The organism is Amycolatopsis sp. NPDC114503 (assembly GCF_055633655.1).
On sequence record NZ_JBVKDT010000017.1, the window covers coordinates 63,688 to 83,466 of the forward strand.

The 19,779-nt window shown below is 68.2% G+C and carries 20 protein-coding genes and 1 pseudogene; 9 read left to right on the forward strand and 12 right to left on the reverse strand.

What is annotated here, in order from left to right:
* Positions 1 to 25 precede the first annotated feature (25 nt).
* From ACZ7OI_RS43720 to ACZ7OI_RS43735, 4 genes are read left to right on the forward strand one after another with little or no spacing between them, the layout of a single operon-like run.
* Positions 26 to 1,042 carry a D-isomer specific 2-hydroxyacid dehydrogenase family protein gene (locus ACZ7OI_RS43720; protein WP_470269987.1) on the forward strand — a complete coding sequence of 339 codons (1,017 nt, stop codon included), beginning with the start codon at positions 26 to 28 and terminating at the stop codon, positions 1,040 to 1,042.
* Entirely contained in the window at positions 1,035 to 2,072 is a 1,038-nt protein-coding gene (vanA, locus tag ACZ7OI_RS43725) for a D-alanine--(R)-lactate ligase (protein ID WP_470269988.1), read from the forward strand. Before ACZ7OI_RS43720 ends, vanA begins: the two co-directional genes overlap by 8 nt.
* On the forward strand, positions 2,069 to 2,677 hold the full coding sequence (gene vanX / locus ACZ7OI_RS43730) for a D-Ala-D-Ala dipeptidase VanX (RefSeq protein WP_470269989.1): 609 nt from the start codon (positions 2,069 to 2,071) through the stop codon (positions 2,675 to 2,677). Before vanA ends, vanX begins: the two co-directional genes overlap by 4 nt.
* On the forward strand, positions 2,678 to 3,775 hold the full coding sequence (locus tag ACZ7OI_RS43735; RefSeq protein WP_470269990.1) for a UDP-N-acetylglucosamine--N-acetylmuramyl-(pentapeptide) pyrophosphoryl-undecaprenol N-acetylglucosamine transferase: 1,098 nt from the start codon (positions 2,678 to 2,680) through the stop codon (positions 3,773 to 3,775).
* Here the strand turns inward: ACZ7OI_RS43735 and ACZ7OI_RS43740 are convergent.
* Positions 3,725 to 4,837, reverse strand: a complete 1,113-nt coding sequence (locus tag ACZ7OI_RS43740; protein ID WP_470269991.1) for a sensor histidine kinase — start codon at positions 4,835 to 4,837, stop codon at positions 3,725 to 3,727. The genes ACZ7OI_RS43735 and ACZ7OI_RS43740 overlap by 51 nt on opposite strands.
* A complete protein-coding gene (locus ACZ7OI_RS43745; RefSeq protein WP_344269313.1) occupies positions 4,834 to 5,508 on the reverse strand; it encodes a response regulator transcription factor in 675 nt (224 codons plus the stop codon). The genes ACZ7OI_RS43740 and ACZ7OI_RS43745 overlap by 4 nt, the downstream gene beginning before the upstream one ends.
* Positions 5,509 to 5,659: 151 nt before the next feature.
* Here ACZ7OI_RS43745 and ACZ7OI_RS43750 point away from each other — a divergent pair, with 151 nt between their 5' ends.
* Entirely contained in the window at positions 5,660 to 6,133 is a 474-nt protein-coding gene (locus ACZ7OI_RS43750) for a M15 family metallopeptidase (protein ID WP_470269992.1), read from the forward strand.
* Here ACZ7OI_RS43750 and ACZ7OI_RS43755 read toward each other — a convergent pair.
* Positions 6,130 to 8,892: a BTAD domain-containing putative transcriptional regulator gene (locus ACZ7OI_RS43755; RefSeq protein WP_470269993.1), complete on the reverse strand. Its 2,763-nt coding sequence runs from the start codon at positions 8,890 to 8,892 to the stop codon at positions 6,130 to 6,132. The genes ACZ7OI_RS43750 and ACZ7OI_RS43755 overlap by 4 nt on opposite strands.
* Before the next feature lie 294 nt (positions 8,893 to 9,186).
* On the opposite strand from ACZ7OI_RS43755, the gene ACZ7OI_RS43760 reads away from it, so the two are divergent.
* Together ACZ7OI_RS43760 and ACZ7OI_RS43765 are read left to right on the forward strand one after the other, a co-directional pair.
* Complete coding sequence (locus ACZ7OI_RS43760; RefSeq protein ID WP_470269994.1) at positions 9,187 to 9,918, forward strand: phosphotransferase family protein; 732 nt, start codon at positions 9,187 to 9,189, stop codon at positions 9,916 to 9,918.
* Between the two features lie 16 nt (positions 9,919 to 9,934).
* Entirely contained in the window at positions 9,935 to 11,104 is a 1,170-nt protein-coding gene (locus ACZ7OI_RS43765; protein WP_470269995.1) for a GyrI-like domain-containing protein, read from the forward strand.
* On the opposite strand, the gene ACZ7OI_RS43770 is transcribed toward ACZ7OI_RS43765, so the two are convergent.
* Positions 11,064 to 11,939 carry a nuclease gene (locus ACZ7OI_RS43770; RefSeq protein WP_470269996.1) on the reverse strand — a complete coding sequence of 292 codons (876 nt, stop codon included), beginning with the start codon at positions 11,937 to 11,939 and terminating at the stop codon, positions 11,064 to 11,066. The two genes, ACZ7OI_RS43765 and ACZ7OI_RS43770, sit on opposite strands and share 41 nt — an antisense overlap.
* A 296-nt stretch (positions 11,940 to 12,235) precedes the next feature.
* Complete coding sequence (locus ACZ7OI_RS43775; protein ID WP_470269997.1) at positions 12,236 to 12,631, reverse strand: cupin domain-containing protein; 396 nt, start codon at positions 12,629 to 12,631, stop codon at positions 12,236 to 12,238.
* 61 nt (positions 12,632 to 12,692) lie between these two features.
* Here ACZ7OI_RS43775 and ACZ7OI_RS43780 point away from each other — a divergent pair, with 61 nt between their 5' ends.
* Together ACZ7OI_RS43780 and ACZ7OI_RS43785 are read left to right on the forward strand one after the other, a co-directional pair.
* Complete coding sequence (locus tag ACZ7OI_RS43780) at positions 12,693 to 13,163, forward strand: MarR family winged helix-turn-helix transcriptional regulator (protein WP_470269998.1); 471 nt, start codon at positions 12,693 to 12,695, stop codon at positions 13,161 to 13,163.
* A gap of 31 nt (positions 13,164 to 13,194) precedes the next feature.
* Positions 13,195 to 13,698 (forward strand): hypothetical protein, encoded by a 504-nt coding sequence (locus ACZ7OI_RS43785; protein ID WP_470269999.1) that lies wholly within the window; start codon positions 13,195 to 13,197, stop codon positions 13,696 to 13,698.
* A gap of 62 nt (positions 13,699 to 13,760) precedes the next feature.
* Here ACZ7OI_RS43785 and ACZ7OI_RS43790 read toward each other — a convergent pair whose 3' ends face one another.
* The 7 genes and pseudogenes from ACZ7OI_RS43790 to ACZ7OI_RS43820 all read right to left on the reverse strand — a co-directional run bounded on the left by ACZ7OI_RS43790 (position 13,761) and on the right by ACZ7OI_RS43820 (position 19,762).
* On the reverse strand, positions 13,761 to 14,567 hold the full coding sequence (locus ACZ7OI_RS43790; protein ID WP_470270000.1) for a nucleoside-diphosphate kinase: 807 nt from the start codon (positions 14,565 to 14,567) through the stop codon (positions 13,761 to 13,763).
* On the reverse strand, positions 14,564 to 15,394 hold the full coding sequence (locus ACZ7OI_RS43795; RefSeq protein ID WP_470270001.1) for a spermidine synthase: 831 nt from the start codon (positions 15,392 to 15,394) through the stop codon (positions 14,564 to 14,566). Before ACZ7OI_RS43795 ends, ACZ7OI_RS43790 begins: the two co-directional genes overlap by 4 nt.
* The gene (speD, locus tag ACZ7OI_RS43800) at positions 15,391 to 15,783 is read right to left on the reverse strand and encodes an adenosylmethionine decarboxylase (protein ID WP_470270114.1); all 393 of its coding nucleotides are present in this window, start codon (positions 15,781 to 15,783) and stop codon (positions 15,391 to 15,393) included. Before speD ends, ACZ7OI_RS43795 begins: the two co-directional genes overlap by 4 nt.
* A gap of 60 nt (positions 15,784 to 15,843) precedes the next feature.
* Positions 15,844 to 16,830 (reverse strand): annotated as a pseudogene (locus ACZ7OI_RS43805) (type III PLP-dependent enzyme); the annotation flags it as partial.
* Between the two features lie 105 nt (positions 16,831 to 16,935).
* Positions 16,936 to 17,631, reverse strand: coding sequence for an AAC(3) family N-acetyltransferase (locus ACZ7OI_RS43810; protein ID WP_470270002.1), 696 nt, complete (start codon positions 17,629 to 17,631; stop codon positions 16,936 to 16,938).
* 451 nt (positions 17,632 to 18,082) lie between these two features.
* The gene (locus ACZ7OI_RS43815) at positions 18,083 to 18,487 is read right to left on the reverse strand and encodes a MerR family transcriptional regulator (RefSeq protein WP_470270003.1); all 405 of its coding nucleotides are present in this window, start codon (positions 18,485 to 18,487) and stop codon (positions 18,083 to 18,085) included.
* A gap of 42 nt (positions 18,488 to 18,529) precedes the next feature.
* Positions 18,530 to 19,762 carry a Dyp-type peroxidase gene (locus tag ACZ7OI_RS43820; RefSeq protein ID WP_470270004.1) on the reverse strand — a complete coding sequence of 411 codons (1,233 nt, stop codon included), beginning with the start codon at positions 19,760 to 19,762 and terminating at the stop codon, positions 18,530 to 18,532.
* Positions 19,763 to 19,779: the final 17 nt, after the last annotated feature.

Consider the following 19,779-nt stretch of genomic DNA (forward strand, 5'->3'; position numbering starts at 1 on the left):
CATCGCTCTGTCTTGACTGAGAGGCATGACCTACCGCGAACCGGCACGCGCCACCTCGCTGGTCTCCCCGCCGGTCGCGGCACCCGGGATCACGATCTACGGCTGCGGGCCCGACGAAGCCGCCCTGGTCCGGGAGGCGGTGTCCCGTTTGGGGGTGACACCGGCTGTCACCGCGGCGGCGCTGTCCGAAGCCAACGTCGGCCTCGCCGCCGGGAACCGGTGCGTCAGTGTCAGCCACAAAACCCGCATCACCAACGCCACCTTGCGCACACTCCGCGAAATCGGCGTCGAGTATCTCTCCACGCGAAGCATCGGCTGCAACCATCTCGACGTCGAATATGCCGAGAAAATCGGCATCACGGTGGAAAACGTCGCGTACTCGCCCGACAGCGTCGCCGATTACACGCTCATGTTGATCCTGATGGCGATCCGCAACGCGAAATCCCTCATCCGCCGCACGGACGCACACGATTACCGGCTGAGCGATCTGCCCGGAAAAGAACTGCGTGACCTCACTGTCGGCGTCATCGGAACCGGACGGATCGGCGCGGCGGTCATCGATCGGCTATGGGGTTTCGGCGGCCAGAAGCTGGCTTACGACCTACGCCCGCGGACGTCGGCGGACTACGTTCCCCTCGACGATTTGCTGCGGCAGAGCGACATCGTCACTCTCCACACCCCGCTCACGCCGGAGACTCGCCATCTGCTGAACCGCGACCGGATCGCGCAACTGAAGCCCGGCGCGATCGTCGTCAACACCGGCCGCGGCGGACTGCTCGACACCGAAGCTCTCGTGTCCGCACTGGAAAGCGGCAGGCTGGGCGGCGCGGCATTGGACGTCCTCGAAGGGGAGGAAGGGATGTTCTACGCCGACTGCCGCCGGAAACCGATCGAGAGCACGAATCTCGCGCGGCTGCAGAAGCTGCCGAACGTATTGATCAGCCCGCACACCGCGTACTACACCGACCACGCATTGCGCGACGCGGTGGAAAACAGTCTCCTCAACTGCCTGAATTTCGAAAGCTGGACGAACCATGACTAAGCTCAAAGTCGGCGTGATCTTCGGGGGAATCTCCGAGGAACATCCCGTCTCGTTCAAATCCGCGCGAGAGGTCGCGAAGAACCTCGACCCGGAAAAGTACGAGCCGTACTGGATCGGGATCACCAAGGACGGCTCCTGGAGGCTGTGCGACGGACCCGGTGAAGCGTGGGAGGACGGCGGACGCCCGGCGATGCTGTCGCCGGACCGGAGCGTCCACGGACTGCTTGTCGAGAACCAGGGGAAATACGAACCGGTCCGGCTGGACGTGGTGCTGCCGGTGCTGCACGGCAAGCTCGGCGAGGACGGCGCGACGCAAGGCCTCCTGGAGCTGTCCGGGATCCCGTACGCGGGCTGTGATGTACAGAGTTCCGCGCTGTGCATGGACAAATCCCTCGCGTACCTGGTCGTCGACAGTGCGGGCATCGCGACGCCGAACTTCTGGGCCGGCACGGTGGACGAGGACGTCGACGCCAGCAAGTTCGCCTATCCCGTCTTCGTGAAACCAGCCCGGTCCGGTTCGTCGTTCGGCGTCACCAAGGTTTCGCGCGAGGAGGACTTGCCGGGCGCGATCGAGGAGGCGGCGCAGTTCGATTCCAAGGTGCTGATCGAGGAAGCGGTCGAAGGCAGCGAGGTGGGGTGCGCTGTCCTGGGCAACGGCGCGGAACTGACCGTCGGCGAACCGGACCAGATCCGGCTGTCGCACGGGTTCTTCAAGATCCATCAGGAAGACAACCCGGAAAACGGCTCCGAGAACTCGACCATCCTCGTGCCCGCGGACATCTCCGCGGAGTCGCGCGCCCGCGTCCAGGCGACCGCCAAGACCATCTACCGCGCGCTGGGCTGCAAGGGTCTCGCCCGGGTCGACCTGTTCCTGCTCGAAGACGGCACCGCCATGCTCAACGAGGTCAACACCTTCCCCGGCCTGACCTCCTACAGCCGGTACCCGCGGATGATGGCGGCGGCCGGGTTGCCCTTCCCCGAAATGCTCGACCGGATGGTGTCGCTCGCGCTGGCCGGGACGCCCCGATGAAGCACGGTTTCGCCTTCCTGGACGAGGCCGCGCCCGGGATCCGCTGGGACGCCAAGTACGCCACCTGGGACAACTTCACCGGCAAACCGGTCGACGGTTACCTGGCGAACCGGATCGTCGGCACCCACGCCTTGTGCGCCGCACTGCAAAGCGCGCAAGACAAAGCCGCGACACTGGGTTTCGGTCTGCTGATCTGGGACGGCTACCGGCCGCAGCGCGCCGTGGACTGCTTCCTGCGCTGGGCGAAACAACCCGAAGACGGCCGGAAGAAGCGTCAGCACTACCCGAACCTCGACCGGGAAGAGATGTTCGAAAACGGTTACGTGGCAACCAAATCCGGCCACACCCGAGGCAGCACCGCGGACCTGACGCTGTACGGCTTGGACACCGGCGAACTCGTCCCCATGGGCGGCGGATTCGACCTGATGGACGCCGTCTCGCACCACGGCGCACCCGGCATCACCGCCTCAGAGGCGGCGAACCGGCAGCACCTCCGGTCCATTATGGAGGATTGCGGTTTCGCCGCCTACGAATCCGAATGGTGGCATTACACGCTGAGAGACGAGCCTTACCCAGACACGTACTTCGACTTCCTAGTCGCCTAGATGAACACCAGAGCACCCAGCGTCGTGGTCGCCGGAGGCCATTCGGCCGGGCACATCGAACCCGCGATGAACTTCGCCGACGCACTGCGAAAGCTGGCCCCTGCCGCCGAGATCACCGCGCTCGGCACCGTCCGCGGTCTGGACACGACACTCATCCCGGCCCGCGGCTACCGACTGGAACTCATCCCTCCCGCGCCCTTGCCGCGCAAGGCGACCCGGGCCCTCCTGCACACCCCGTCCCGGCTGCGCGATTCGATCCGCGCCGCCGGGACGGTCCTCGACCAGGTCCAAGCGGACGTCGTAGTGGGCTTCGGCGGCTACGTCGCCGCCCCGGCCTACCTCGCCGCCCGCCAGCGACGGCTGCCCATCGTCATCCACGAAGCGAACGTCCGGCCAGGCGCGGCCAACCGGCTCGCCGCCCGGATGACAACGCACGTGTACACCGCTTCCCCCGAAGTCCGGCTGAAGCACGGCACCGCGATCGGCATCCCGCTGCGACCGGCGATCACCGGACTCGACCGATCCGCAACCCGCGAAGCAGCTCGACGGAAGTTCGGCCTGCAGCCCGTTGGTCCAGTCCTGCTGGTCACCGGCGGTTCGCAAGGTGCCACAGCGATCAACGCCGCCGTCTCCGGCTCGGCTGAACAGCTAAAAACTGCCGGGGTGCAAGTCCTGCACATCACCGGCCCAAAACACACCGTCGAAGCGGGCAGCCCGTCGTACGTAGTCCTGCCCTACCTCGACGAAATGCAGTACGCCTACGCCGCAGCCGACTTCGCGATCTGCCGCTCAGGCGCGATGACCTGCGCCGAACTGAGCGCCGTCGGGCTCCCAGCCGCATTCGTCCCGCTCCCGGATCGCGGCGGCGAACAACGGCTGAACGCCGGACCGGTCGTCGCGGCCGGTGGGGCGCTGCTCGTGAACGACGCCGACCTCGCCCCGTCCTGGATCGAATCCGCGCTGATCCCGATCCTCGCCGACCCGGCCCGAATCGCGGCGATGTCCGCCCGCGCCTGCGCGAAGGGAGCACCCGACGCCGGCCCGGTCCTAGCCCGGCACGTCCTGACGATCGCCGAACGACATCGACCCGCCCGGTAGCCGCACCGTCACGCGAAGCCCGCCGGCAGCGCCCGGCGTGAGAGAAAGCGTCCCGTCATGCGCTTGCGCGATGCTCTTCACGATCGCCAGCCCGAGGCCGACACCGGCGTGGTCACGACGGATCCGTTCGGTGCCGCGATGGAACGGCTCGGTGAACGTCCAGATCTTCTCCGGGCTGACTTCCTCCCCGGTGTTTTCCACGGTGAGCGTGCCCGCCGTCGCGGAGGCAGTGGCGCGAAGCTGCACGGTCCCGCCCTCCGGCAGGTTGTGGACGATGGCGTTGTGCAGCAGATTCGTCGTCAACTGCAGCAAAAGCGCCCGCGATCCGCGAACGGCGGTGATGTCTCCGGAAGTCTCGATAACGACCCCGTGCTTCTCGGCCAGCGGAAGCAGCGTCTCCGCGGCCTCTTCCGCCAGAAGCGACAGATCGACCGGCTCCCGGGTGAACGATCGCTGATCCGCGCGGCTGAGCAGCAGCAAGGCTTCAGTGAGCTCGATGGCCCGAGCGTTCACTACGCGGAGGCGCTCGTGCAGCTCGCCGAGGTCGCGATCCGGGTCGTCGCGGGCGACCTCGAGGAGGCTCTGCGTGATCGCCAGCGGGGTGCGCAGTTCGTGGGACGCGTTGGCGGCGAATCTGCGTTGTTCGGCGACGTGCGCGTCGAGGCGGGCGAGCATGGCGTCGAAGCTGTCGGCGAGTTCGCGGAACTCGTCGTCCCGGCCTTCCAGCTCGATCCGGTGCGCCAGCGACCCGGTCGAGGCGCGCCGGGTCGCGGCGGTGATCCGGGTCAGCGGGGCGAGCATCCGCCCGGCGAGGACCCAGCCGCCCAGCAGGCCGAACACCAGCAGGAGCAGCATCACGATGGCCGCGTCGGGCGCGAAGTCCTTGATCAGGTCGCGGCCGGACGGAGCCATCACCACCGGCATCACTTCCAGGGCCCGGTCCTGGTAGTTCAGCAGGAACAGGCCCACCGCGCCGAGCAGCAGCGTCCCGGCCAGCATGAGGAATCCGGCGTAGCTGAGGGTCAGTTTGAGCCGGACGCTCATCCCGGGCTCGCGGATCATCCGCGAGCCGATCCGTCGTCGATCCGGTAGCCGACCCCGGGGACGGTCGCGACCAGCCACGGTTCGCCGAGCCGTTTGCGCAGCGCCGAGACCGTGATGCGGACGGCGTTGGTGAACGGGTCCGCGTTCTCGTCCCAGGCCCGCTCGAGGAGTTCTTCGGCGCTGACCACGCCGCCCTCGGCCGCGACGAGCACCTCGAGGACGGCGAACTGTTTCCTGGTCAGCGCGACGTACCGGCCGTCGCGGTAGACCTCGCGGCGGAACGGGTCCAGCTTCAGCCCGGCGATTTCCCGGACCGGCGGCCGGTTGTGCGCGCGCCTGCGGTCGAGCGCGCGCAGCCGGAGCACGAGCTCCCGCAGCTCGAACGGTTTGGTGAGGTAGTCGTCGGCCCCGAGTTCGAAGCCGGAGACCTTGTCGTCGAGCCGGTCGGCGGCGGTGAGCATCAGGATCGGCATGCCGCTGCCGGACGCGACGACGCGTTTGGCGATCTCGTCGCCGGACGGGCCGGGGATGTCCCGGTCGAGCACTGCCATGTCGTACGCGTTGACGCTCAGCATTTCCAGCGCGGTGTCCCCGTCCCCGGCGAGGTCGGCCGCGATCGCCTCCAGGCGCAGCCCGTCCCGGATGGCCTCGGCCAGGTAGGGCTCGTCCTCGACGATCAGCACACGCATGCCGTCGATGCTACGAGCAGACGCGTATCGCTGGCATATCCGAAACCGCGTACACGCTGGCAACACCGTTTCGCCTTGGCTGAACGCCATGACCCGCAGCGAATCAGCACGACGCCCGGCTCTCGCTGTCTTCCGGCGAACCGTCCGCCGCGTGCTTCACCATCGCGGCGCGCTCAGCGAGGCCGACGGAGCCGTCCCGCCCGGTACGACGGTGTTCGCCGAGGTTCCTGCCGTGGCCAATCTCGACCCGGCATTCCTGGAGGCGCTGCGCCGCGCGGCCAAGGACGCCGCGAACGACGGCGTCGAGTTCCGCGTCAACAGCGGCTGGCGGTCCCCGGCGTATCAGGATCAGCTTCGGCGCAAGGCAATCGCGAAGTACGGCTCGGAACAGGAGGCCGCGCGCTGGGTAGCCACCGCCGATCGGTCCGCGCACGTCTTGGGGAACGCGATCGACCTCGGGCCGTTCGAAGCCACGGTCTGGCTGTCGAAACACGGTGCCGCGTATGGACTTTGCCAGATCTATCGCAACGAGCCGTGGCACTACGAGCTTCGCCCCGAAGCCGTCCTCCATGGCTGTCCGCCGATGTACGCCGATCCGTCGCAGGACCCGAGGTTGCAAGCCTAGGACGGATCCGCCAGCCGTTCCTGCAGCCGAGCGTGCCGGAACTGGTACACCTCGCCGACCTGACGCAGGACGCCGCGGCGATGCGCGTCGTCGAGGAAACCCATGAGGTCCAACGGGATTCGCTTCCGCGAGGCCAGCCACAACCGGCTGAACGTGTACGCGCCCCAGGCCCGGGCGATCCACACGCTCAGCCCCACCGCCAGCCCGAACACGACCCCCGCCGCTATCGCCTGCGCCGTGCTCGAAGCCCGCGAGAAGACCTGGCCGCCGATGATCACGCCAGCGATGCCGTAAGCGAGACTTCCCGGGCTCCGCACCAAAAACCGGCCCAGCAACGCCGATGCCAACCCGCCCGCGAAGGCCAGCGCCAGGTCGTAATGGTCGTGGAAAACGCCGAGAAACCGCGTTTCCTTCGTGAAGGCGAACGCCATCCCGTAGAACAAGCCCAGCGAAACGATGAAGGACAAGGTGAACGACAGCGTCGCGGCGCGGTCGTTGCGCAGGACGCTCGCCGGACTCGACACCCGGCTCGCCTCTACCGGCGTATCCAGCCAGACGTGCACCCCGATCGCCAGCCCGAACACCACCGCCAGCAACGCGATCACCCCGGCCGACAGCGACCACGCCAGCCCGAGGCAGACCCCGATCAGCACTCCGACCGCGAACCGCCGCAGGAATCGGCCCGCGGTGCCGCGGAACCGCGCCTCCACCCGCAACGGCCCCGGCCGGCTGCCGACGGTATGCGTCACACAACCCGCCACCGCGAACGACAGTCCGTAGATCGCCCCGATCACCGGACCCGCGGCGATCCAGCCGGTCAGCGCGAACAGCACCGCAGGCGGCAGCCCGAGACAAAGTCCGATGACCAGCCTCGGCACCGCGCGGTCCAGCTGCCACCACGCGAGATCGCGGCTCTGGTCTCGTTCCAGCTGCCGGGCGAAGAAGCTCAGCCACCGCTGTGCCTCCTCCGCCGGGTAATCGCGCGGCCGGGCCGGCCGGTCGAGCCGCGCGGGCGGGGCCGGGCGAGAGGTGTAGACCACCGGCAGGTACTCGTCCAGCAGATGTCCCTCGATCGCCGCACGGTCGGGAAACCTGGTGGTGTCGCAGAGTTCGCCGGGGTCGGTCGAGGGATGCGCGTACGCCGTCCTGGCCAGATCGACCATCAACGGCGTGCGAAGTGCCTGCGCCAGCGGGCTTTCCGGGTTCTGCCGCAGCTGCCGGACCACCGGCTCCCAGCGGGTTTCGCCGAACCGCTGCCGCGCGGTGAGAAAGTCGATCGCGTCCTCGGTCTCGACCGGTTCGATCTCCACGACCGCCGCCCGCGACAGAAAGGTCCCGGACTGCCGCACCGCGAACTCGTACTCGGTGCTGCGGCAGGTCACCACGAGCGGCCGGCCTCCGGAGACGGCCTGGTCCAGTGCGTCGATCGCGGCGGTGTGCAGCCCGGGCGCCAGCTCGTCGAGACCGTCGAGCACCGGGATGATCCGGCCTTCGAGCACCAGCCGAAGCGCCGCGCCCTTGCCATACGCGCCGGTGTTGGCCAGGCCGGGATACTCCTCGACCAGACGGCGGGCCAGCCAGCCGTGCAGATGTTCCTCGCGGGGATTCCACGACGACAGCGGCAGCAGCACCGGCACCGGTTCGCCCGGCGGAGGGTCGGCCAGCAGCCCGAGCGTGAGCAGGATGGCCAGCACCGACTTCCCCGCGCCCGGTTCGCCGAGCACGACCAGCTGCCGCGCCGGAACCTGCCGGAACTTCGCGACGACGTCGGTGAGATCGCCGCTGAACGTCAATCTGGACTGGTTGCCGGGCTGGCCGAGCACCGCCGACGCCGCCGCGGCGACCGGGCGCTCGGTGCTCGTCCAGGTCAGCGGCACCGGCTCCGGACGGTGCAGCGAACGGATCTCGGCCTCCGCGGTCCACTGCCGGACGATCGCCGCCGCGAGCTCGTCGGCCGCGCGGTCGAGCTGGCTCGCGGGCTGCTCCGGCTGGCTTGGCGGTTCCTCCGGCTGGCTCGGCTCTTCCGTCTCCCCGCGCAGGATCCGCTCATGCAACCGGCGCACCTCGGCGCCCGGATCGACCCCGAGCTCCTCGGCGAGCTGCGTCCGCAACCGCTGGAACACCGTCAGCGCGTCCGCCTGCCTCCCACTGCGATCCAAAGCGAGCATCAGCTGTGCGTACGGCCGTTCCCGCAGCGGATGTTCCTCGACGATCTCCGCCAGCTCGTCCACGACCTCGCGGTACTGGCCGAGCTTCAACTGCCAATCAATGCACAGCTCCAGCGCGGTGAGCCGCTGCTCCTCCAGCCGCGCCGCGCGCCCGGCGAGCGCCGCAGCATCCAGCCCGTCCAGCACCGGACCACGCCACAGCTTCAACGCCGACCGGATCTCCTCGACGCCCTCGATCAGCGCGCCGCTCTCCGCCGACTGACGGGCAGCAGCAACGGCGTCGGTAAATCGAAGCCAGTCGACTTGCTGATTGTCGACCGTAATCCGGTAGCCGGAGCCGTCGGTGACGATGAGCTGCTGCCCGGGATCGCCGAGCCGCTCGCGGAGCACCGAAACACAGTTCTGGATCTGCTTGGTCGCCGTCGCGGGCGGCTCGCCGTCCCAGGTCGCCTCGATCAGCTTCGGCAGCGGAACGACCGCGTTCGGCGACAGCAGCAAACAGGCCAGCACGCGGCGATGGCGCGCGCCGGGCAGCGTCAGCCGGTCGGATCCAGCCTGGATTTCCAGCGCTCCGAGCACGCGAAAATCCATCCCGCGGTTCCCCCCCTCGGCTCCGGCACCGCTGCGGGCCTGAGCATACCCGCGCAGGTCAACGGCCCCGCGCAGGACGAAGGGACAGACCGGGGACAGGTTGGGGACGGCTCCGGGCACGGTGGAAACACGTCCGGCCCCCGAGGTGGGGACCTGGTCGCCGGCTCGGGGGCCGGCGGCGGTGGGGCCGGGCGGACATCCTCCGGAGGGGGAGGGGCGGGTGCTGGGGGTACTCGCCGCCGCCCGCGCGAAAATCCGGTGACGTCCTTGATCGTCTTCGTGACAATCGCGGGCATGGAGGAAGTCGAAATCATCGTCGCCCACCACGAACGCGCGACCCTGCGCGTCGGCGACGTGTTCCTGAAGGTCGACACCGACCAAGCACGCGCCGACGCCGAGGTCGCCGCGATGGCCCTGGCGCCGATCCCGACCCCGGAGATCTTGTGGCGCAAGCCGCCCGTGCTCGCGCTCGCCGCGCTGCCCGGACGGGAACTCGGCCGGCCCGGAAAACCGTCGACCGCGTCGCCGGAAGCCTGGGCCGCCGCCGGAGCCGCCGCACGGAAACTGCACCAGGCGCCGCTGCCGTCGGCACCCGGCTTGAACCTCGACGAACTAGCCGCGGACCTCGACCGCGAATGCGCGTGGCTGATCGCGAACGACGTCCTGCCCGCCGACCTCGTCACCGGCAACCGCCGCATCGCCGAGGCCGCGCTCCGGCCGTGGACCCCGGTGTTCGTCCACGGCGATCTGCAGGTCGCCCACATCTTCGTCGAGGGCGACGAGGTGACCGGCGTGCTCGACTGGTCCGAAGCCGCCCAGGGCGACGCCCACTTCGATCTCGCCGCCTTGACGCTGGCCCACCAGGAACATCTCGACGACGTCCTGGCCGGTTACGGCGGCGGCATCCACCTCGACGTACTCCGCGCGTGGTGGTCGCTGCGCAGCCTGCGGGTCGTCCACTGGCTGATCGGGCACGGCTTCGACCCGGCTCCTGAGGTCGCGGTCTTGGAGGCCCAGCTATTCTAGTACTAGAATAGCTGGCGTGGCCGCCCTCACCGACGCCGAACTGACCATCCTCGGTCTGCTCGTGGAGCAACCGCAGCACGGCTACGCGCTGGAGCGGGTGGTCGAGGAACGCGGCATCCGCACCTGGACCGCGCTCGGCTTCTCCTCGATCTATTACGTCCTCGACAAACTGGCCAAGCGCGGCCTGATCGAAGCCACCGGCGCTCCCCGGTCCGGCAAATCGCGCGCGACCATCCGAGCCACGCAGGCCGGTGTCGAACTGTGCGCGGAGGCCACCCGCGAAGCGCTCACCGCGCTGACCCCGATCCACGCGCGCGTCCTCGTCGCGATGGCCAACAGCCCCGGCCTGCCCGAAGCGGAAGTGCGCTCCGGGCTGACCGCGCGAGTCGCCGCACTGCGCGAACAACTCGCCGAAGTCCGGGCGACGCGCGCCCGCCAAGAACCATTGCCGGACGCGGCGTCGGCGATCTTCGACTACAGCGAAGCGATGCTCACAGCCGACCTCACCTGGACCGAAAGCGTCCTCACCAAGGAGACCACGGTGGAAAAGTACGACGTCAAGAAAACCCATCGCGCGCTGTATTCGCCGCCGTCGAAGGACTTCACCGTCGTGGACGTGCCCGCGCTGCAGTACCTCGCCGCGGACGGTCACGGCGACCCGAACACCGCGCCGGAGTACACGAACGCCGTCGAAGCGCTGTACGGGATCGCGTACGCGGTGAAGTTCGCCAGCAAGAAAACCCTTGGCCGAGACTTCGTGGTCGGACCGCTCGAGGGATTGTGGCGTGCCGATGACCCCAGCGTTTTTCTCAAGCGAGACAAGGAAAAGTGGGATTGGACGATGCTGATCAGCCAGCCGGACTGGGTCACCGAGGAGATGGTCCGGGAGGCTGCCGAAAGCGTAGCGAAGAAGAAAGACAACCCCGCGCTCGCCGACGTTCAGCTACGCACCTTGGTTGAAGGCACGAGCGTCCAGATCCTGCACATCGGCTCGTACGACGACGAAACGCCCACGCTGAACCGGCTCCACCACGAATACCTGCCCGAGCACGGCCTGACGTTCAACAGCGACCACCACGAGATCTACCTGAGCGACCCGCGCCGCACCGCGCCCGACAAGCTGAAGACGGTCCTGCGGCAGCCGGTCAAGCCTCTTGGAACACGATCTGCTCCGGCGGAGTCGTGAGCTTCATCGTCTGCCGCCGGACGGACAGGAGCGTGTGCAGTTCGGTGGCGTGCCCGTCGGGGATGGTGAAAAGCCGGTCGTTGCGGGTGTCGACGTAGTCCGCGAACCCGGCGAGCGAGACGCCGCCGGTCTCGTCCAGGCTCAAGTAATCGACGAGGCGACGGAACAGTTTCGGCAGCAGCACCACGTCGTCGCGCAGCTGGGCGCGGCTGGTCAGCCGGAACCCGCTGTTCGTCACGTCGTGCTCCCACACGCCCTTGCCCGCGGTGCGCGCCGCGACCGCCGCGTCGGCCATCGCCTGCCGGAGATCCGGGTAAAGCTTGGAGTAGAACGTCGGATACGCCAGCCCGGTTTCGAGCAGACGGAAATTCGCCGACGCCTTCAGCGCTTTCGGATCGAGATGCACGTCCCCGCCGTCGGTGGAGCGCCCCGCCCGCTGTCCGGGAAACGCGAACGCGACCGCACGGCCGTACTTGTCGGCGAACCGGGTCAGAATGTGCCCGCTCGTCTCCCCCGGCGTACTGGTGGAAACGCGGCCGCCCTCGTCGCGCTCGACCTTCGTGAAACCGAGGTACCGCAACAGTTCCGCCCCGGCGGCGTCCGCCAGTTCTTTCGGCTGGCGCCACAACTCGGCCCCCGCGACCCGCGGCCGGTAATGCGTCTCGAGCGCGTCGATCCCGTCGAGGCGCAACTGCACCCCGCCCCGGGAATTGGTCCGCACTTTGAGGTTCGCGGCGGAAAACGCGTCGGCCCGGTCCGGATAGAACCGGACCGAGTCTCCGTCCGGGGAAGCCCCGACGACCCGGAACTGACCTTTGATCAATGTCAATGGCACGAGAACGACGGTAACTGCCGGAAAGGCCGGCAGTTACCGTGTTTCCCGAGCTGTCACCGACCGGTCACTCATGTTGTGACCACTCGTCACGCCCCGTGCGCGTGCTATTACTGGCAGGCTTCGCAATCCGGGTCGTCGATGCGGCAGGCGGCACCGTCGACGAGCGGAAAGTCGAAGTCGTCCAGAACGGGAACGACCGAGGCGGTTTCTTGGGACGCGGCGGGCGGCGTGGTGGGAGCAGACATATCCGTTGTAGCGCTCAAGATCGCCGAACATTCCGTGACGCCCGCCACAGCTCAGGCCACCCAGTCCGGAAGAATCTTGTCTCCGTCCGCCGTCGCGCACGCCGGCACCACGCCCGTCCGATAGACCCGCGTACTGCCCGGCGCGCACACGATCGCCACCATGCCGTTGTTCGCATCAGCACGCACTTGCCGCTCGGCGTCGGCAGGCATCACCACCGTCTCCCCCTCTTTTACGACCTCGACGACGCCGCCCAGCGAGATCTCCGCCCCACCGCCGAGAATCGTCCACACCTGCTCGGTGTCGAACGCATGCACCGGCCCGGCCGCGCCCGGCACCATCTCGACTCTCCAGACCGCCTGCTGGCTGCCGCCCTGAGTCGGCGAAGCCAGCGTCGTCATGACTGCGTTCGGCGTCTCCGTCCGACGACTGTCCCTGATGACCGTCACTTGCTCACTCCCCTATAATCGACAACGAGGTTGTCCATATAGTCAACGAGGTTGTCTACCTATGTCAAGCGATCCGCCGGGATACGAGCTGCCGCTGCGTCTGCTGTTCGGCTTCCGCAGCCTGATCGACGACCTGCACGCCGAACTGGCGAAGCAAGGCCACCCCGACGTCCGGCCGATGCACGGCTTCGTCTTCCAGGCGATCGGCCCGTCCGGCACGACCGCCGTCGACCTTGGCCGCACCCTCGGCGTTACCAAACAGGCCGCGGGCAAGACGATCGACACCCTGGAACGGCTCGGCTACGTCCGCCGGGACCGCGACCCCGACGACGGCCGCCGGATGCTGGTGCGGCTGACCGACCGGGGCCTCGACTGCCTGGCCAAATCGGCGCGGATCTTCGACCGGCTGCGCGCGGAGTGGTCGGAAACCCTGGGCGCCGGACGGCTTCGCGCACTGGAGGAGGACCTGCGGAAGGTCGCCTCGCCGGAGTCCGCACGACTGGACTTGCCGGGCTGGTTCTCCGGCGCTTGACACCGATCAGGGGCGGCAGTTGGATCCGCTCATGCATCGAAGACGGGGACTCCTGCTGGCCGCCGCGGCGACGACCGGCGCGGCGATCGCGGTGACTGTGGTGACCGTGGGGCTGACGTCCAGCAGCGAACAGCCACAGCCCAATCCGGTTGCCGTTTCCGCCCCTACTTCGACTTCGGCTTCGCCTTCCCCGGCTTCCCCTTCGCCTTCCCCGGCTGCTGCTTCGCCCTCTCCGGCTGCCGCTTCGCCCACCCCGCCGGTTCCGGTGCCGCCCGCGGCCAAGCCCGCCAGCGCGCATCCCCCGCACCACAGCAACCCGGTGCCGAAGTCCGCGCATTCAGCGACGAGCGGACGCGCCCCCAGCGACGCGATCCGCGACCGCGTCTACCAGCCGCCGCTCAACCCGCGACCGCAAGGCCAGGTCCCCGGAGCCGGGTGGGAACCCGGAACGAAATCCGGCAACACCGGCCCGTCGGACGAGCCCGTCACGACCCCGACCCCCCTGCCGAACCCGGGAACGCACCAGTCCCATTGAACAGCGAAGCCGCCTCTCCGCTCCGCGCCCTGAGCAAGATGTCCGGCTGCTGCCGCGGCTGTTCAAGCGAAGTGCGTCTCGAGAACCAGCCGCTCCAGCGCTGAAACGAAGATGCCCCGCTCCGCGAGAACAGCCTGGTCCGGCGGCGCTCCAGCCAGCTCCCCGACCCCCAGGGCAGTCAGCCTCCGCTGAATCGACGCGTTCGCCCGCTCGGCGACCAGAAGCCGTTCCCTGCTGGTCCGGCACACCGCGATCCGGTCGCGCTCCTCGTCCAGCTCGCTTTGGAGCCCCTCGTCCCCGCCCACGAGCTGCTGCACGATCCTCCGCCGAATGCGGTTCACCGCGACCGGATAGGAGATCGCCTCCCATCCGTGCGTCGCGGGAAGACTGGCACGCAACGCCGCAGCCCCGCGGAGAACGCCGGACTCCGCCACCGCCCGGTACCGCTCAGCATCTTCCGGCCCGACCAAAATAGACAGCTCGCGCACCGCACTGACCGGATCGTCCGGACTGTGCATGAGATTGAGGATGACGTTCTCCCCGAGATACCGCACCGTCCCCGGCTCCGCGGAGTCCGGTCGAGTCGCGCCCTTGCAGCGCGTCAAGGTCGCGCAGGCATCCCCCGCGGCGCGATGCAGCAGCAGCAAACACGCCGCCCCCGAAGCGTAAAGCCGCCCGAACGGATCATTCCGCGGATCACCAGCTTCCGTCGCGCGATAAACCCGCCTCATCGTCGCCAGATCAACCTGGAGAACCCGCCCGGTGACCACCACGAAACCGTTGCGCCGCAGCAACTCCACAATGGAATCGAATGCTTCGCCGACCACCCCGTCCGGGGTGATCAACGCGAACGTCCACGCCTCCGTCACCGGCGAAGGCTGATCGGCGGAACCGTCGCCCCGCGCAACGTCAAAGCGTCGATCGTCACCGGCCGATACGGCAGCGTCTCCAACCGCCCCACCATCGTCTCCACCGGCGTTTCCCCGTCCGTACCGAAGAAAAACGCCCACTCATGCTCCGGCGAACCGAAGTAGACAGGCGTCGGGAAGACCTCCTCGAACCGACGCCAGCACTTCACCAACGTCGAATTCCGCCACAACGTCGGGCACCCGCCCTGATACGCGACCACCCCGCCCGGCGTCAGCAACGACCGGCACTGCGCCAGGAATTCCCTGCCGTACAACCGATTGTGCTGGGCATCCGCGGAATCCTGCTCGTCCGGCAGATCCACCAGCACCACGTCGTACTTCTCCGCACAAGCGTGGACGTACTCCCACCCGTCGGCGTAATGCACCCGAACCGGCCCCTCGCCACGCTCCGCCCGGGCCAGCTCAGCCGACGAGTACCCATACGGCAAATGCTCCGCACAAAGCCGAACCGCCTCGACATCGATGTCCACGTGATCGACCGAAGCCCCCGCCTCGGAAGCGATCTGGCACACCACACCCTCGCTGGAACCGACCACCAACACTCGGTCCACAGTGGACGCCAGCAACAGTGCGGGCACCAGCAACGCCTCGTGATACACCAGCTGGCTGAACTCGGTGCTCTGCCGCTCATCGTCGCAGAACAGCGAAATCCCCTGCGCCGTCTTGCCGATCACCAGGTGCTGGTAGGCAGTCCGCGTGTCGACCAGCACGTCCGAGACCTGCCACAGCCGGGTCAGCCCCGCGCCGACCGGTTCCTCGATGTTCAACTGTCTTCCTGTCCTCTGTGGATAGTGGTGACCCGCGAAACGCTCGCGCCGAGCAAATCCCGCAGCACCTGAACGGCCAACTCCGGATCCGCCTTGCGCCCGCACGTAAACACATCCACGAACGCCGACCCGCGCTCGGGATACGTGTGAATCGAAGCGTGCGACTCCGACAGCAACGCCATCGCCGTCACCCCGTGCGGCTCGAACTGCTTGTACGTCACTTCGCACACCGTCGCGCCGGCCTTGTCCAGCGCACGTTCCAAGCTCTCGCACAGAAACGCCGGATCGTCGAGCACTTCCGCGGACACCCCGGAAAACTCGGCCAGCACATGCCGTCCGGCGAACTCCCCGACCCCGCCGGCTTCCCCGCCGACGAAGTACGACCGCAACGGCGGAAACCCGTTGAACGACACCGAAGAGTAACTTTGCGTGTACGCTCCGGCGTCCGGAATATCGACGTAATCCCCCGCCCGCAACGCCAACGGCAGCCGATACGGCGTGCGCTGATAAAGCACGTCGTCCCCGTCGCAGGTCGGCCCCGCGATCACCACGGGCCCGTCCGGACCCCCGTCGCGCGCGGTGACCAGCCGATACGCGATGGCCTCGTTCTCCGTCTCGGCAAGCCCGCCATACCGGCCGATGTCGAGGTACACCCAGCGCCGCTCGTCCGCCGAAGACTTGCGCGACACCAGCACCACCTCGCTGCGAATCATCCCGGCCGACGCCACCACCGCCCGCCCCGGCTCGAACGACAACGCGGGCGCGACCGCGAAATGCCGCTCCACCGACTCGCGAACAACCGCCGCGTACTCCTCCAACGGCGGCGGCTCGGTCAGATACCCAACCGGAAACCCACCACCGATATTCAGCCCCCGCAACGAAACCCCGCGCTCCGCGACCGCGCGCGTCACCTCAGCCGCAGCAGCGATCCCGACTTCCCAAGCCCGCGGATCGACATGCTGCGACCCCACGTGAAACGCGACGCCCTCCGGATCAAGCCCCAGCTCAGCCGCCCGAACCAGCAGGTCGACCGCCATGTCCGGCGCACACCCGAACTTCCGCCCGAACGGCGTCAGCGCCCCAGGACTGTCCACCAGAATCCGGCAGGAAACAGTCGCCCCCGGCGCGAACTCCGCGAGATTCTCCAGATCTTCAAGGCTGTCAAAGGTAAACCGCCGCACTCCCACACGGTGCGCGAATTCGATGTCCCGGGCTTTCTTCACCGTGTTGCCATAGGACAGCAACTCAGGCCGCACCCCTTGCGCGAGACACAACTCGATCTCCTCGCGCCCGGCAACGTCGAACCCGGCCCCGGCTTGCCGAAGAACCCGCACCACCTCCGGCGCCGGATTGGCCTTGACCGCGTAGTACATTCGAGCTTCCGGCAGCACGTTCCGGAGCCGCTCGCAGTTCTCCCGAACCACGTCAAGGTCCATCACCAGACACGGCGTCGGCGGCCGTCGTTCCTCCAGGAACGCCCGGCACCGCTCCACTACCTGCGAGAACCCTTCAGTCACAACGCCCGAGTATAGGTGCCGGTTTCACCGCAGCAGCTCGCCCAGCCGCCGCTGAGCAAACGCTACGAGCGGTACACAGTCCATCACTTGGCTCTCCGCCGCGCCGACCTTCCCCCGCCGCACGCCGCCCGTCTCCGCGAATTCCTCCCCGACCTGAGGAAAGAACCGCCCCTCGTCGTCCCCGACGTCGTCGGTCCGCACCCACACCCGCTCCCCGTCCACAAGGTAGGGAAACCGCCGAACCTTCCGCCGATGCTGCGGCACCTGAGTTTCCGCGTAGTGCAAAAACGAGTTCCGGCCGTGCCCCACCCCGAGCAGCACAATCTGCGCCCGCTCCCGATACAACCAGTCAAACGGAGACCCCAACCCCACCGCATACCCCAGCGGCTGCCGACGCGTCACCTCCGCCGCCCGAGCCCCCACCGCCGCCACAGACACCTGCGGATGCCGGCTGCGGCACCGCCCCTCCCACCCCAGCACCGCGTTGGGAACGGCCCCCATCGGCGTCACCAGATCCGCATGAAACAACGGCACCCGAGCCCGCTCCTCATCGACCGAAGCGTCCTCCACGCGCTCCGGAAACGGATCCGCCACCTGCGGCGTAAACGCGGGCACCACCACCGTCCCCGCAGGACCCACCGCCCGCAACAATCCCCGCACCACCGCATCCGCCCCGCCGTCCACAGTCCCCAACGCGGACAACGACGAATGCACAATCACCACCCCACCCTCACGGACCCCAAGCTCCCGAACCCCCGCGCACACCGCATCTGCGTCAACCACACCGACCACGCTACCCACGTCCCCTCCGCACCACGCAGATCGAACGGGCACCTCTGCGCCCGCCCCACCGGAACTCCTTGCACGATCTCTTCCCCGCCATCCCATGCCTCCTTTCAGGGTGCAGGTTCGCGATTGAGAAGTTCTTGGACCAGAGGCAGTCGCGACGAAATCGCCGTTCCCTGCACGGTGGCGGCAATAGTCATCAGCAGAATCGTCGGCGCGGACAAGGAAACCGTGACCCCGGCGACTGCGCGGGTCGAGGACGGTGGTCGACTGATCACCTGCGGGCTGCCGACGAGCGTTATCGCCAGGTCGAGCCTGCCACCGCCGCTCAGACCGTTCGAGGAGGGCTCTCCGCTCTCATAGAAGTCCGTAAAGGGAACAGCAACTACTTAGCCGCGTTCGCGACCGGCAAATCGACCCCAGCCCGGAAGCTAGGGCACTCGTCCAGAGGGCCGTCGTGGCTGCACGTCATGAGGTGCTGCAGGTACGCCTGCGCGTCGAGCAACCGCGTCACCTCCTCCCGGATCGCCTCAATCCGGGCGGTGACCGTGCTCCGCCAGTCGCCGGACTGGCCGCGGCTCCGGAGCAGCGCGGCGATGTCGTCGAGACTCAGGTGTGCGGTTTCCCGCCAGGTGCGGATCAGCGCGATCCGGTAAAGCTGGTCCCGGTCGTAGAACCGCCAGCCGGAGCGGCGGCGCGGCTCGATCAGGCCGCAGCTCTCCCAGTAGTGCAGCGTCGAAACCGGCACGGCGAAGCTCGCCGACACCTCGCCGATCGAGTACAGGTCCATACCTCATTGCACCGCACCGGGGCAGTCGAAAGCAAGGTTAGCCTAACCAAATAGTCCGCTGGCGTACCAGTCGCTCCCGTCGCGGACGCCCGGCAGCGTGAAGAAGTATCCGCCGCCGAACGGCTGCACGTAGTCCACCAGCGGCTCGCCGGCCAGCCGCTGCTGCACCGTCTCGAACTGCCGCCGCACGTCCTGCTGGTAGCAGACGAACACGTGCCCGGCCTGGAGTTCTCCGTTCGCGTCCACGCCGAGGTCGTAGTTGTAGGAGCGACGGACCAGGCGCTGGCTGTCGGTGGCGGGCGTGCGCGGATTGGCTTTTCGGATGTGCGAGGTCAGCGGGATCACCGCCCCCTGGGGGTCGGCGGCGTAGTTCGGGTTGTCGGTCTCGGTGTTGCCGTCCAGCGGGGCGCCCGAATCGCGGCGGCGGCCGAACATCTTCTCCTGCTCGTTGATCGACACCCGGTCCCAGAACTCGACCAGCATCCGGATCAGCCGCACCACCTGATAGCTGCCGCCGCGCGCCCACGCGGGCTCGGCCGGATCGTCGACCCACACCAGCCCGCTCGCCTCGCCGCCGACCGGATTCGCCGTTCCGTCCTTGAACCCCAGCAGATTCCGCCCCGCGCCGGACGGCCGCGGCGGCGGGTTGTAGCCGTGCATCTTCCACCGCAGCTGCATCGCGCCGCGGGTGTGCCGGGTGAGGTCGCGGAGCGCGTGGTGCACCGTGTCCGGGTTGTTGGCGCACAGCTGGATCAGCAGATCCCCGTGCATCCAGGCGGCTTCCGGCGCGTCATCCGGGAAAATCTTCATCGGGGTCAGCTTTTTCGGCTTGCGCGCGCCGAGGCCGACGCGGTCGAAAAGGCTGGCACCGAAAGAAACCGTGACGGTGAGGCCGTCGGCGAGGACGGACGGGCCAAGCACCTCGCTGTCGGACGGCGGCCTTCCGACGCCCAGGTTCGGCGGCGTTCCGCCGGTCGCGAGGAATCGCGCCCGGTCGGTGAGCGTGTGCAGGAGCGCGATCAGGTCCGTCTTCGATCCGCTGAGCAGGTCGAATGCCACGAAGGCCGCGGAAGCCTGTTTTTCCGCCGGAGCCGGGGTGAGCACGCCGGATTGGTTGGCGCCGTGGAACGGGTGCTCCGTCGCTGGGGCCGGTGCCGCACCGGCGGAGCGTTCGTCGGCCTGAGCGCCGCCGATCAGCACGCCTCCGGTGAGCGCAGTGCCTGCCGCTCCGGCGGCCGCGCCTTTCAGGAAGTTGCGGCGATTGACGTTCGTCACTTCGGGATTCACCAGCC

What these genes read in the sequence shown, in the direction of transcription:
- ACZ7OI_RS43760 (WP_470269994.1), top strand. Translation starts at nt 9,187, where the DNA reads ATGGAGGAAGTCGAAATCATCGTCGCCCACCACGAACGCGCGACCCTG.
- ACZ7OI_RS43755 (WP_470269993.1), bottom strand. Translation starts at nt 8,892, where the DNA reads ATGGATTTTCGCGTGCTCGGAGCGCTGGAAATCCAGGCTGGATCCGAC.
- ACZ7OI_RS43785 (WP_470269999.1), top strand. Translation starts at nt 13,195, where the DNA reads ATGCATCGAAGACGGGGACTCCTGCTGGCCGCCGCGGCGACGACCGGC.
- ACZ7OI_RS43740 (WP_470269991.1), bottom strand. Translation starts at nt 4,837, where the DNA reads ATGATCCGCGAGCCCGGGATGAGCGTCCGGCTCAAACTGACCCTCAGC.
- ACZ7OI_RS43745 (WP_344269313.1), bottom strand. Translation starts at nt 5,508, where the DNA reads ATGCGTGTGCTGATCGTCGAGGACGAGCCCTACCTGGCCGAGGCCATC.
- ACZ7OI_RS43735 (WP_470269990.1), top strand. Translation starts at nt 2,678, where the DNA reads ATGAACACCAGAGCACCCAGCGTCGTGGTCGCCGGAGGCCATTCGGCC.
- ACZ7OI_RS43720 (WP_470269987.1), top strand. Translation starts at nt 26, where the DNA reads ATGACCTACCGCGAACCGGCACGCGCCACCTCGCTGGTCTCCCCGCCG.
- ACZ7OI_RS43815 (WP_470270003.1), bottom strand. Translation starts at nt 18,487, where the DNA reads ATGGACCTGTACTCGATCGGCGAGGTGTCGGCGAGCTTCGCCGTGCCG.
- ACZ7OI_RS43780 (WP_470269998.1), top strand. Translation starts at nt 12,693, where the DNA reads ATGTCAAGCGATCCGCCGGGATACGAGCTGCCGCTGCGTCTGCTGTTC.
- vanX (WP_470269989.1), top strand. Translation starts at nt 2,069, where the DNA reads ATGAAGCACGGTTTCGCCTTCCTGGACGAGGCCGCGCCCGGGATCCGC.
- vanA (WP_470269988.1), top strand. Translation starts at nt 1,035, where the DNA reads ATGACTAAGCTCAAAGTCGGCGTGATCTTCGGGGGAATCTCCGAGGAA.